Annotated in this window: 12 protein-coding genes; 5 read left to right on the forward strand and 7 right to left on the reverse strand. The window is 67.2% G+C overall.

Going from position 1 to position 12,563, the window contains the following annotated elements; all coding sequences use genetic code 11:
- Window positions 1-22: 22 nt before the first annotated feature.
- The 5 genes from ACOGJC_RS09480 to ACOGJC_RS09500 are packed head-to-tail and all read left to right on the forward strand — an operon-like array spanning window position 23 to window position 6,401.
- Complete coding sequence (locus ACOGJC_RS09480; RefSeq protein ID WP_419844756.1) at window positions 23-1,552, forward strand: ABC transporter substrate-binding protein; 1,530 nt, start codon at window positions 23-25, stop codon at window positions 1,550-1,552.
- A gap of 30 nt (window positions 1,553-1,582) precedes the next feature.
- On the forward strand, window positions 1,583-3,649 hold the full coding sequence (locus tag ACOGJC_RS09485; RefSeq protein ID WP_419844757.1) for an ABC transporter permease: 2,067 nt from the start codon (window positions 1,583-1,585) through the stop codon (window positions 3,647-3,649).
- The gene (locus ACOGJC_RS09490) at window positions 3,646-4,416 is read left to right on the forward strand and encodes an ABC transporter ATP-binding protein (RefSeq protein ID WP_419844758.1); all 771 of its coding nucleotides are present in this window, start codon (window positions 3,646-3,648) and stop codon (window positions 4,414-4,416) included. The genes ACOGJC_RS09485 and ACOGJC_RS09490 overlap by 4 nt, the downstream gene beginning before the upstream one ends.
- Window positions 4,413-5,186, forward strand: coding sequence for an ABC transporter ATP-binding protein (locus tag ACOGJC_RS09495; RefSeq protein WP_419844759.1), 774 nt, complete (start codon window positions 4,413-4,415; stop codon window positions 5,184-5,186). Before ACOGJC_RS09490 ends, ACOGJC_RS09495 begins: the two co-directional genes overlap by 4 nt.
- Window positions 5,187-5,201: 15 nt before the next feature.
- Window positions 5,202-6,401: a cytochrome P450 gene (locus tag ACOGJC_RS09500; RefSeq protein WP_419844760.1), complete on the forward strand. Its 1,200-nt coding sequence runs from the start codon at window positions 5,202-5,204 to the stop codon at window positions 6,399-6,401.
- Between the two features lie 62 nt (window positions 6,402-6,463).
- Here the strand turns inward: ACOGJC_RS09500 and ACOGJC_RS09505 are convergent, their stop codons facing one another.
- The 7 genes from ACOGJC_RS09505 to ACOGJC_RS09535 form a co-directional block, all read right to left on the reverse strand.
- The gene (locus ACOGJC_RS09505) at window positions 6,464-7,954 is read right to left on the reverse strand and encodes an ABC transporter substrate-binding protein (protein WP_419844761.1); all 1,491 of its coding nucleotides are present in this window, start codon (window positions 7,952-7,954) and stop codon (window positions 6,464-6,466) included.
- 98 nt (window positions 7,955-8,052) lie between these two features.
- The gene (locus ACOGJC_RS09510) at window positions 8,053-9,204 is read right to left on the reverse strand and encodes a branched-chain amino acid ABC transporter permease (RefSeq protein ID WP_419844762.1); all 1,152 of its coding nucleotides are present in this window, start codon (window positions 9,202-9,204) and stop codon (window positions 8,053-8,055) included.
- 37 nt (window positions 9,205-9,241) lie between these two features.
- The gene (locus ACOGJC_RS09515) at window positions 9,242-10,180 is read right to left on the reverse strand and encodes a branched-chain amino acid ABC transporter permease (protein ID WP_419844763.1); all 939 of its coding nucleotides are present in this window, start codon (window positions 10,178-10,180) and stop codon (window positions 9,242-9,244) included.
- A gap of 6 nt (window positions 10,181-10,186) precedes the next feature.
- A complete protein-coding gene (locus ACOGJC_RS09520) occupies window positions 10,187-10,900 on the reverse strand; it encodes an ABC transporter ATP-binding protein (protein WP_419844764.1) in 714 nt (237 codons plus the stop codon).
- Complete coding sequence (locus ACOGJC_RS09525) at window positions 10,897-11,658, reverse strand: ABC transporter ATP-binding protein (protein ID WP_419844765.1); 762 nt, start codon at window positions 11,656-11,658, stop codon at window positions 10,897-10,899. The genes ACOGJC_RS09520 and ACOGJC_RS09525 overlap by 4 nt, the downstream gene beginning before the upstream one ends.
- Window positions 11,659-11,703: 45 nt before the next feature.
- Window positions 11,704-11,943: a hypothetical protein gene (locus ACOGJC_RS09530; protein ID WP_419844766.1), complete on the reverse strand. Its 240-nt coding sequence runs from the start codon at window positions 11,941-11,943 to the stop codon at window positions 11,704-11,706.
- 16 nt (window positions 11,944-11,959) lie between these two features.
- A complete protein-coding gene (locus ACOGJC_RS09535; RefSeq protein ID WP_419844767.1) occupies window positions 11,960-12,529 on the reverse strand; it encodes a class I SAM-dependent methyltransferase in 570 nt (189 codons plus the stop codon).
- Window positions 12,530-12,563 lie beyond the last annotated feature (34 nt).

Consider the following 12,563-nt stretch of genomic DNA (forward strand, 5'->3'; position numbering starts at 1 on the left):
ACCAATGAGGGGGGAGACCTTCATGACTGCTCGTTTATGGAGAATCTTGGTTGCGGTGCTGGCCGCGCTGGCCCTGATGGCGACGGCCTGCGGCAACGCCGGAGACGACGACGAGGGCGGTGCCCCCGCAGCCACTGCGGCCCCCGCTGCCACGGAGGCGCCTGACGACGAGCCCGCCCCCGCCCCCGAGGAATCCGACGAGGAGCCCGCCCCCGCCCCCGAGGAGGCGCCTGACGACGAGCCCGCCCCCGCCCCCGAGGAATCCGACGAGGAGCCCGGAGCCGACCCTGAGCCAGAGCCAGAGCCCGAGGAGCCCAAAGACCCCGAGCACCGCCATACCTTCGTGCCCATCGAGGGCGTCCCCGGCGTGAACGACGACGAGATCAAGGTCACCTCCATCGTCACCATCAGCAACAACGCGCTCGGCACCAACATCGCCGCCTACAACGACGGCATCGAGGCCTACTTCAACTTCATCAACGACACCGGCGGCATCTACGGCCGCGAGCTGGTGCTAGCCAACAAGCGCGACGATCAACTCTTCCAAAACCAGGCCCAGTCATTGGCCATGGTGGAAGAGGACGACTCGCTGGCCGCCTTTGTGGCTACCCTGCTGTTCTTCGGCGCCGACACCCTCAACGACGCCGGAGTGCCCACCTTCGGCTGGAACATCCACAACGAGTTCGCCGACCGCCGCAACATTTTCGGCAACATCGCCCCGAGCTGCATCGGCTGCATCCACCAGCTGTTCCCCTACGTCGGCGTTCAGGTGGGGGCAACCAAGGCGGGAGTATTCGGCTACGGCAACAGCGAGAACTCCAAGGTCTGCGCCGAGGGCACCCGAGACTCAATCGAGCACTACAGCGCCGAGGCAGGCGGGATGACGGTGGAGTTCTTCGACACCTCCATCGAGTTCGGCATGGCCGGCGGCATCGCCCCGCAGGTGTCGGAGATGAAGGACAAGGGCGTCGACATCATCTTCACCTGCCTCGACCTCAACGGCATGCGCACCATCGCCCAAGAGCTGGTCAAGCAGGACTACCGCGACCAGGTGATCATGTACCACCCCAACACCTACAACCACGAGTTCGTGGCCGCCAACGCCGAGCTGTTCGAGGGCGACCTGGTGTTCGTCCAGTTCGTGCCGTTCGAGGCCGAGATCGACAGTGAGCTCCAGCGGAGGTTCTTCGAGTTCACCGCCGATCTCAAGCTCGAAGAACAGACCATTGTCGGCTGGCTCAACGCCCACCTGTTCTACGAGGGCCTGCTGGCCGCTGGCCCCGAGTTCGACCGGGCCTCTTTGGTCGACGCGGTACGCGGCTTCGACGACTACAGCCACGACGGCTTGACCAACCCGATCGACTTCAGCCGCCAGATCGCCCTGCCCAACACCAACCCCGACGCCGACTACGAATATCGCTGCATCAACGCCGTCAAGATTGTCGACGGCGCATTCGAGCAATGGACCGGCGAACCCGGCGAACCCTGGGAGTGCTGGGAGGTTGTCCGGGAAGACTGGCACGATCCCGAGGCCTTCACGTTTGTGAACTGAAGGTCCTACTGAGCGGAGGCTGAGCCGACGATGACCGCCAGCGTCCTCGCCGCCGGAGTCTTGGAAGACACCATCCGGGCGTTCTTCCAGGGCCTGCCCATCGGCGCGGGGTTCGCCCTGGTGGCCATGAGCTTCGTGCTCACCTACAAGACCTCCGGGGTGTTCAACCTGGCCTTCGGAGCGCAGGCCTTCATCAGCGCGGCCACCTACTTCGAGCTGCACGTGCGGCGCGACTGGCCCATCTGGTCGGCAGTTCTGGTGGCGGTGGTCCTGGTGGCCCCGGTTCTCGGCCTACTGCTTGAACGACTGATATTCCGCCACATCCACGCTTCCTCCGCGGTGGCCAAGCTGGTCATCTCACTCGGCCTTCTCGTCGCCCTGCCCGAGCTGTTCAAGCTCATCGTCGACTACAACCGCGAGCAACCCTTCGGCGCGGTGGGCATCATCCCCGACGGCACCACCGTCTACCGGCTGTTCGGCCGCTACCCCGTCACCCGCGACGAAATCGCCGCCTTCGTCATCGTGGTAGCCGCCGCCCTAGCCCTGGCCGCCCTGTTCCGCTACACCCGCTTGGGCCTGCGCATCCGGGCGGTGGTGCAGAGCCCGCGCATGACCGAGCTCAACGGGGTCAACGCCGACTGGGTGTCGTCGGGCTCGTGGATGCTGTCCAGCTTCTTCGCCGGTCTGGCCGGGGTGCTGCTGGTGCCCACCACGTCGTCGTTGGGCACGGTGCTGGAGCCAACCGGATACTTCCCGATCGTGATCTCCGCGTTGGCCGCCGCCGCGCTGGGCCGTCTGGTGAGCCTGCCCGCCGCCATGTTCGGCGGCCTGCTGCTGGGGGTGGTCACCACCCAGATGCGCACGCACGTGCCCCGAGACAACGTCATCTTGGCCGAGTTGCAGGGCCCCGCGCTGCCCTATGTGATGCTGTTCGCCATCATCGTGTTCTGGCCGGCCATCCGCCGCCAGGTGGCCGGCGCCGACCCGTTGCTGGGGGTGTCGCCGCCCCCGCCCGCGCTGGCCGCCACCAGCCGCAGCCGGGGCATGACCATCTACACCCGGATAATGGCCCTGGCCTTTTTCACTGCGGTGGGCATCTGGACATTCGGCTACGCCAACAACTTCTGGATTTCCCGCATCACCCACTCGGTGATCTTCTCCATCATCTTCTTGTCCATCGTGGTGTTCACCGGCCTCGGCGGCCAGATCGCCCTGTGCCAGGTGACCTTCGCGGCCATCGGGGCGTTCGGCGCCATGCAGTTCGCCCAGCGCTGGGACATCTCGGTGATCGTCGGCATGCTGGCCGGCGCGGCCATAGCCGCCGCGGTGGGGGCAGTGCTCAGCATTCCGGTGATGCGGTTGGGGGGCATCTGGCTGGCCATCGCCACCTTGGCCTTCGCGCTGTTCTTCCACGACGTGCTGGTGAAGTACAGCTGGGTGGGCGGATCGCTGTTCCACGGCCGCGGGGTACCCCGGCCCGAGTTCTTGGGCGTCGACTTCTCCAGCCGCGAGAACTTCCTCATCTTGTGCATCGCCGTTCTGGTGCTGGTGGGGGTGCTGGTGATCCTCATCCGCGAATCCAGCACCGGCATGGCTCTGCGAGCGCTGCGAGGGTCGGAGACCGCGGCCGAGTCCATCGGGGTGATCTCGTGGCGGTCCCGAGTCATCGTGTTCTCGGTGTCGGCCGGAATCGCCGCCATCGGCGGGGGGCTGTTGGCCATGGAGGAGAGGCTGGTGGGATACGAGGCCAACTTCGACCCCCAGACCGGGCTGTTCTGGCTGGTGATCGTGGTGGTGCTCGGTACCCGCACCGTGGAGGGCGGCATCCAGGCCGGCGTCGCCTTCGTGATCTTCCCCGAGCTGGTGCTCCACCGCTGGCTCGGGCTCGACGGGGCGTGGCGATTCGTTCTGTTCGGATTCGCCGCCATCTCCTTCGCCCGCCATCCCGAGGGTCTGCTCGAACACGGCAAGCGCCGCTCGCAGGCCATGATGCAGCGCATGTTCGCCCGCCGCGAACAGACTATGGCCACTGCCGGGGCCGCAGCCGGCACCGGGCCGGCAATCGACGCCGGGTCCGAAACAGGAGATGAGCCGTGAGCCTGCTGGTGGCCGACGGCATCACCAAGCGGTTCGCGGGCATCACCGCCCTCGAAGATGTGAGCATCGCGCTCGAAGAGGGGGAGCGGGTGGGCCTCATCGGCCCCAACGGCGCGGGCAAGACCACCCTGTTCAACTGTCTTTTGGGCCTGCTGCGCCCCGACGCCGGATCGGTGGGCTTCGATGATCACGACATCACCCGGCTGCCCGTCTACCGCCGGGCCCGGCTGGGTATCGGCCGCACCTTCCAGCGGGTGGAGCTGTTCAGCGGCTCATCGGTGCGCGACCACCTGCTGTTCGCCCACCGCATCCGCAGCGGCACCGGCGCCCTCTGGAAAGACGTGCTCGGCCTAGGCTTGCCCAAACCGGCCGAGATCGAGCGCTGCGACTCCCTTTTGGAGAGCCTTGGGCTGGGCGGCATGGGCGACGAGCCCATCGAGGCCCTCAGCCTGGGCCAGAGCCGGCTGGTGGAAGTGGCCCGAGCGCTTATGACCCAGCCCCGGGTGGTGCTGCTCGACGAGCCCTCTTCCGGGCTGGACCGGGCCGAGACCAACGCCCTGGCCGAGACCCTGGCCCGCATCCAATCCGAGCAGGGGTTCGGCCTGTTGCTGGTGGAGCACGACGTGGAGTTGGTGGCCTCGTTCACCGAGCGCACCTACGTGCTCGACTTCGGGCGGCTCATCACCAGCGGCGCCACCCCTGAGGTAATGCGCGACCCCGAGGTGCGGGCTGCGTACCTAGGGGATTTCGTGACGGGCACATCATGAACGACACAATTACCACCCCCGACCCCGCCGGCATGGCCACCCCCACCCCACTGGTGATCCCAGTGCTGGAGATGCGCCACGTAAACGCCGCCTACGGACCGTTCCGAGCCCTGTTCGATGTGTCTCTCACAGTGGGAGAAGGCGAGACCGTGGCCCTTTTGGGCCGCAACGGCGCGGGCAAGACCACTGTGGCCCGGGTGGCCAGCGGCCTGGTGGAGCCCACCGAGGGCGAGGTCATGGTCGACGGAAACGACTTCACCAGGGTGCGGGCCCACCGCTACGCCAAAGCCGGGGTGGTGCACGTGCCCGAGGGCCGGGCCGTGTTCCCCGACTTCACCGTGGAGGAGAACCTGACCCTGGCCTTCTCCCGCACCCACGACCGCTCCGGGGTGCGCGACGCCCTCGCCCGGGCATTCGAGATGTTCCCTCCCATCGCCCAGCGCCGCCGCCAGATCGCCGGCACCCTCTCAGGCGGCGAACAGCGCATGCTGGCCATGGCCCGGGTGCTGGTGGAAACCCCCCGGCTGCTCATCGCCGACGAGCTCTCCTTGGGCCTGGCCCCCAAAATCACCGACGAGGTGTACTCAGTGCTGGGTCGCATCCGCGATGCCGGCACGTCGCTGCTAATCGTCGAACAGCACATGGGCCACGCCCTGGCCCTGTGCGACCGGGCCGTCTTGCTGGACCACGGCGCCATCGCCTGGCAGGGCCCCACCGAAGAAGCCGCCGAAGCCATAGGCACCGCCCTGTTTGACACGGGCGGTCGATAGTCAATAATTGGGCCCATGAGCACGAAAACCGTTGAGTTCGATCCGTTCAGCCGGGACTTCTTCGACGATCCCTACGACACCTACGCCGACCTGCGGGAACACGCCCCCTGCTACTACAGCGAGCAGTACGACTTCTACGCTCTGAGCCGCTTCGACGATGTGGTGGCCGGTCACCGCGATTACGCCACCTTCAGCTCCACCCACGGCCAGACCTACGAGCAGTTGGCTACCGGGGAGCCCACCGAGATGGGCTCCATCATCTCCATGGACCCGCCCGAGCACACCCGCTACCGCAAGCTGGTGTCGCGCTCGTTCACCCCCCGCTCCATCGGCAACTACGAGGCGCTGGTGCGCGAGATCATCAGCGGCTATCTCGATCCGCTCATGGGCCGCCGCCAGTTCGACATCCTCGAGGAGTTCGCCGCCCCGTTCCCCGTCGAGATCATCTCCACCATCTTGGGCGTGCCTCCCGAAGATCGTCAGCAGATCAGGCATTGGACCGACGCCATGCTCCACCGCGAAGAGGGCTCGGCCATGGGCAGCCAGGCCGCCGCCGAAGCGGGCATGGCCCAGGGCATGTACTTGTTCCAGCTCTCCCAGCAGAAACGGGCCGAACCGGCCGGCGACATGCTCTCCGCGCTGATCGAGGCCGAGGTGGAAACCGAGGACGGCGATCTCACCCAACTCGACGACGCCGAGATCGCCGCGTTGGGCACTCTGTTGGCCGCCGCCGGATCGGAGACGGTCACCAAGCTGGTGGGCAACGCGATGGTGCTGTTCCACCGCCACCCCAACCAATGGGCCAAGGTGCTGAACGATCCCAGCGTCCTCGACAATGCGGTGGAGGAGATACTCCGCTACTGGGCGCCCTCGCAGTACCAGGGCCGCTACTCCATGGTCGACTCCGAGTGGCACGGGGTGACCATCCCCAAGCACAAGCCGGTGTTTCTGATCACCGGCGCGGCCAACCGCGACCCCCGCCGCTACGACGATCCCGACAAATTCGACATCACCCGAGAGCCCGGCCTGGCCGTGGGCCTGGGCCACGGCCTGCACGTGTGCTTGGGCGCGGCGCTGGCCCGTCTGGAGAGCCGGGTGGCCATCGAGGAAATCGCCCGCCGCTGGCCCGCCTTCGAGGTAAACGAAGAGGGCCTGCGCCGAGTGCAGATGTCCAACGTGGCCGGCTACTCCTCAGTCCCGATCGCCGTCTCTTAGCCCGCAAAGGAAGCGACCCCCGCCCGGCAGCGGCCGGACAGGGGTCGCCTCGATCTAGTCGGCTATCCGCCGAAGGTGCCGGTTTCGCCCTCGTAGTCGATCACGTCGCTGATGGGCACGTAGCGAGCTCCGTCGGCATCCACCACCAATTCCTCGATGCGGCCGGCTTCCACCATGTAGGAGTCGTTGGCCCCGTCCATGGCCCGCGGGGTGTTGCCGATCGCGCCCCGGGAGTCGAAGCTCATCTGCCACATGGCCCGCATCACGTTGGTGCGGTTGATGCCGCCGTCCATCTCGGCTGCATCCAGCAGCACTTCGTGCAGAATCTCGCCGAAGATGTAGCCCAAGGCGTGGGATTCGGCATCGGGGTCGACGCCCTGGCTCTCCAGCGCGCCTCGCACGAACTGCACCCACTCGTCATCGGCCAGGGAGCTGTCGGAGAGGTCCTTCTGGGTGTTCACCAAGCGGATCCCGTTGGCCAGCGGACCGATGGGCACCCAGAACAGGGCGATGCGCTGGCACCCGTTGGCCACCATCACCATCGGCTCCCACGGCAGGCTGGACACAGTGGCCACCGCCTGCGGGCAGAACGCTCCCGACGATGCCACCAGCAGCACATCGGCATCGCTGGCCGCCAGGTTGATCACGTCGGCGCCCACCGAGTCGGCCTGGGGGTCGTGCTGGATCTCGTCCACCACGTCTAGTCCCAATCCGGGAGCGCACTCGTTGAAGGCCACCCGCCACGCCTCGCCGGCATCGTTGTCCAGCGACAGAATGGCCACCGTTGAGCCCGATCCGAGCTCTTCGGAAACGTGCTGGCACCAGATTCGGGCCTCGGTCTCGTACGACATCAGGGCCCCGGTGGTCCACGGGTAGTTGGAGGGGTCGCCCCACTCGGGCAGGCCGGTCAGGTTCAGCAACTGCGGGATGCAGTTCTCGTTCAGCAGGTCTTGGACGGCCAGGTTGTTGGGGCTGCCCAGAATCCCGGCGAACCCCAGCAGATTCTCGACGTCGATCATCTCCTCCACATTGGTCAGCGTGCGGGCCGGCACGTAGCCGTCGTCCCGACTCACCATCACCACGTTGCGACCGTCAATCGGGCCGACGTGGTCGAAGTAGAGCTGCACGCCGTCGCTGATGGTGCCGAACCCGGCCAGGGCGCCGGATCGGGGCAGGCTGCTGCCGAATCGGATCTCGCTGTCGGTCACCCCTTGGTAGTTGTCCCATTCACTGGGGCACTCGGTCATGTCGATCGTCGCACCGCCGCCTAGTTCCACAATGTTGGGATCAGAGGGCTCCTCGGGCTCCGGCGCGACCTCTTCCTCATCGTCCGGTTCGGGAGCAGGCGCGGCCTCTTCCTCGTCATCCGGTTCGGGAGCGGGCGCGGCCTCATCCTCGGGCTCCGTCGCGGGTGCGGGCTCGTCGGGCGCTTCGGTGGCAGCGGCCGGTGCGGGCTCGGTTACCGGCGCGTCATCGTCGTCGTTGCCGCAGGCGCTGGCCACCAGCGCGAACACAGCCAGCAGGGCCAACAAGATCCGCCAAGATTTCGACATGGGGTCACTCCTCCTGAGATTCGCTCTCCGCTGAGAGCAGTCCCGATACCCTACGCGCCCCCGGCGACAATTACATCCTGGGCTCGCAGCCCCCTAGATCAACCCCTCGGAGGCTGGGGGGCCACCGGCATCAACCGGGCTTTGATCCGCCGAAATCCCTGGGCAGCCCCGCCGGGCAGCGCGAAGATGATGATGATCAAGAGGGCCCCCAAGATGGCGGTGCCATAGGGCCCCTCCAGGGCGGTGTCGGTGCCCGGCAGGGTCTGGGTCTGGCTCGACCACTCCGGCACGAACCGGATGGCCAAACCCCCCACCACCGCGCCGTGCAGGGTGCCCGCGCCGCCCACGATCAGCCCCACGATCAGCAGGATTGCCATCGCGAATCCGAATTCATCGGGCCCCACGAATCCCGAGTGCATGGCCAGCATTGTCCCGGCCACGCCGCCCACCGCGGCGCTGATGCCGAAGCTCAGCGTCTTGTATGCGGCCAGGTTCACTCCGCTGGCCGCGGCCCCCAGCGGGTTGTCCCGAATGGCCACCAGGGCCCGCCCCACCCGGCCGGCCAGAATGTTGCGCACCAGCCAGAAGCACACCAGCGCAACGATCACCAGCAAGAAGTACTTGTACACCGCCTCCTCCTGGCGGCTGGTCAAACCGTCGGGCACCCGCGACCCCACCCCCGGTATGGCATGGAGCCACTCGGTCACAGTGTTGAGCGGCGCCCACGACGGCGCCACCAGATCGCTTTCGATTTGGAGCCCGTTGCTGCCACCGGTGCGGTCTTTCACCTCGTCCAGGCGGATTATCGACGGGAAAACCGCCGCTACCGCAAACGTCAGCAGCCCCAGGTACAGCCCTTGGATCCGCAGGGCGGGAAGCCCGAAGAGCACCCCGAACAAGAACAGCCCCGGCACCACCACCCCGAGGGTCGACAGGTACGACCAGTGGAACTCGTTCACCAGCACCGCGGTGAGATACGCCCCCGATCCCACGAAGAAGCTGTGGCCCAGCGACAGCTGCCCGCTGTAGCCGGTGGCGATGTTCAGCCCCAAAATGGCCACCATCATCCCGATGGCCTGGCTGAGGTTGCCCAGTCCCACCGTGTAGCGGTTGCCGAAAATGGTCGGACTGTAAGTGTCGGCGATAAGAAACGGAATCAGCACCACAACCAGGGCGAACAGCGCCCAGCCGATGATCTGGCGCTGCCGGTGCTGGCGACTGCCCGCAGGCACAACTCCCAGGCCCCTCATACCCGCTCCCCGAAGACCGAAACGGCCAGCGCCGGCTTCATACCCGCTCCACCCGGGTTGATCCGAACAGGCCCGTCGGGCGCACCAGCAGCACCACCAAGATCACCGCCACCGCGGTGGCCAGGGCCAGCTCGCTCAGGTCCAAGAACGTCACCAGCAGGTTGCGGGCCAACCCCACCACCAAACCGCCGATCACCGCGCCCACCATGGAGTCCAACCCGCCCAAAGCAGCCGCGGCCAGCGAGAAGATCAGCACCCGGAGCATGATGGAGGGCTCCAGCAGCAGGTCGGGCACCACCAGTGACCCGCCCAGGGTGCCGATGGCCGCGGCCAGCGCCCATCCGAACCCCAGCGTCGGCCCCACCCGGATGCCCACCAGCCGGGCCGATTCCAGATTCGACGACACCGCCCGGAAGGCCAAGCCCACCTTGGTGCGCGACAACAGCAGGTACAGCAAACCCACCACCGTGAACACCGTGCCGAGGTTGCCGATGGTGCGCCAGGTGAGCTGGGCGATGCCCCACTCGATGGGCGCCCCGCTGGGGAACATGCTGGGCAGGCTGCGGGTGCGGAATCCCCACACGATCCCCACCGCCGAGTCGATGATCAACAGCAGCCCCAGCGTCACAATCACCAGCGGCAGCACATGGTCGGGCGGGAACGGCCGGATGAACACCCGCTCCACAAACATCGCCACCGCCGAGCTGGCCACCATGGCGCACACCACTGCCAGAGCCACCGGCAGGCCCTGCTCCACGCTGAAGATGTAGGCCAGATACACCCCCAAAAGGGCCAGCGAGCCCTGGGCGAAGTTGATGAACCCGGTGGACTTGTAGATCATCACCAGCGCCAGCGCCACCGACGCATAGGTGGCCCCGTCGCTCAGCCCCCGAAAGAACTGGGCCAGCCACAGCTCCCCGTTACTCAGCTTGTCGAGGGAGATGTCGAAAACGCCGAGCACAGAAGCCAGAACCACCATCGCTCAGTACCCCAGGTACGCCCGGCGGACGTTGTCGTCGGCGGCCAGCTCATCGGCGGGGCCCGACAGGGCCATCTCCCCGGCCTCCAGCACATAGGCCTGGTTGGCCACTCCCAGCGCCAAAGCGGCGTTCTGCTCCACCACCAGCATGGTGGTCCCGGCTTCTTCGTTGATGGCGGTGAGCTGCTCGAACAGCGAGCGGGTGATCATCGGCGCCAACCCCAGCGACGGCTCGTCCAGCAGCAGCAAGGATGGCCGCAGCATCAGCGCCCGGGCGATGGCCAGCATCTGCTGCTCGCCCCCGCTCAGGCTGCCGGCGGTCTGGATGCGCCGCTCGCCCAGCACCGGGAAGGTCTCGTACCACTGCTCGATGTCGGCCTGCACGTCGGCGTCGGTGCGCACGAACGCCCCCGCCATCAGGTTCTCCTCCACCGAGAGATCGGGGAACGTCCCCCGGCCCTGAGGCACGTGGGCCACCCCCCGGCGCACGATGTCGGCGGTGCTCTGGCCAGCCAGCTCCTCGCCGGCCAGCTTGACCGACCCCTCGGTGCTCACCATGGCGCACAGCGCCCGCAGCGTGGTGGTCTTGCCCGCCCCGTTGGCCCCCAGGATCACCGCAATCTGCCCCTCGTCCACCGAGAAGTCGATGCCGTGCAGCACCTGGATGTCGCCGTAGGCCGCCTTCAGCCCCGCCACCTCCAGATACGCCGAGCTCACTGCGGGGCTCCCAAATAGGCCTCCACCACGGCCGGGTCGTTCTGCACCTCGGCGGGGGAGCCCTCGGCGATCTTGGCCCCGAAGTCCAGCACCACCACCTTGTTTGAAACCCCCATCACCATCCCCATGTGGTGCTCCACCAAAAGCAGCGTCAGCGAGTGCCGCTCAGCCAGCGCCACCAGCAGATCGCCCAGCTCGCCCACCTCGGTTTGGGTCAGCCCGGTGGCCGGTTCGTCCAACAGCAGGAGCCGGGGCCGGCCCACCAGCGCCCGGGCCAGCTCCACCCGCTTCAGGGTGCCGAACGGCAGGCCAGCGGCAGGGTGAAAGGCCACATCGGTCAAAGACAGCTCGTCCAGCGCATCCCAGGCCGTTCGGGCCAGCTCGGCCTCCTCCCGGCCCAAACCCCATCGCAACGCGGCCCGCAGCGCGCCGATATTGGAGCGGTGGTGGGCGCCCACCATCACGTTCTGAAGCACTGTCATCCCCGGCCACAGCGCCAGGTTCTGGAAGGTGCGGCCAATGCCCAGCCCGCTGATGGCGTGGGCCGGGCGGGCCAGCAGGTCGGCCCCGTCAAAGCCCACCGCCCCCTCCTGGGCGTCGTATACCCGGCTCACCACGTTGAACAAGGTGGTCTTGCCCGCCCCGTTGGGCCCGATCAGCCCGCAGATACTGCCCTCGTCCACGGTGAACGACAGATCCCGCAGGGCGGTAACCCCCCCGAACCGCACCGTGACCCCCGCCACATCCAACAAGGCCATAACCCCCCCGACCCTACTGCTCCCGGTCAGGCCAACCGGGAAGGCTCACCCCCCGATGAGGCTGGCGATGGCCCAGATCACGATCACCAGGCCCACTGCGATCATCGCCACGCTGCGCCCCACCTTGGGCTTGGCCGGCTCATCGGGGGCGCCCGGTGGGGGAGGTATGGCGTTGCGGCGCTGGCGGGGGCCGTCGGGGTTGATCAGCGCGGCGATGTTCCCCACCGCCAGCGCACCCCCCAGCGCCAGCAGCAAGAAAGTGATGATCTCCGGCCCTCCCAGCACCCTCTCAGTCTCGCGCCTATATATAGGTGTGAACCGACACGGCGTAGTCGCCGCCCGACCACGCCCCCCGCTCCCACGTCGAATACCGCTCCGACAGCGCCAATCCCGCCGCCGCGCAGTCGGCGTCGTAGCGATCCAGCCCGTAGCCCCCGCCCCGAAGTTGAAACCCGGCCACCAAAGCTCCGCCGGGGGAGAGGTGGGCGGCGCAGCGCCCCACCACCGCGGCCTCAGTCCCCGGCACGGTGAACAGCAGCACGTTCCCCGCCATCACCACCGCGTCAAACGCCTCCCCCAAGTCGAAATCCGCCAAGTCGAGCTGGTGCCAAGTCAATTCCGGCGCCTTGCCCCGAGCCCCCGAGATCATCTCGTCATCGATGTCCACCCCGGCCACCGCATACCCCCGCCGAGCCAGCTCAATGGCCACCCGCCCAGTCCCACACCCCGCATCCAGCACCCGCCCCGAACCACCCAAGAGCGAGTCCACAAAATCAGCCTCCCCATGCGGATTGTGCCCCTCAGCCGCCAACTGCTCCCACCGAGCGTCATAATCCCGCCTCGAAACCCGCCCACCCCAAGTAGATCCCACCCGCCGATCCTGTCACAGGGTGGGGGTAGGGTGG

Source organism: Candidatus Poriferisocius sp., assembly GCF_965204015.1.
Classification (GTDB): domain Bacteria; phylum Actinomycetota; class Acidimicrobiia; order Acidimicrobiales; family Bin134; genus Poriferisocius.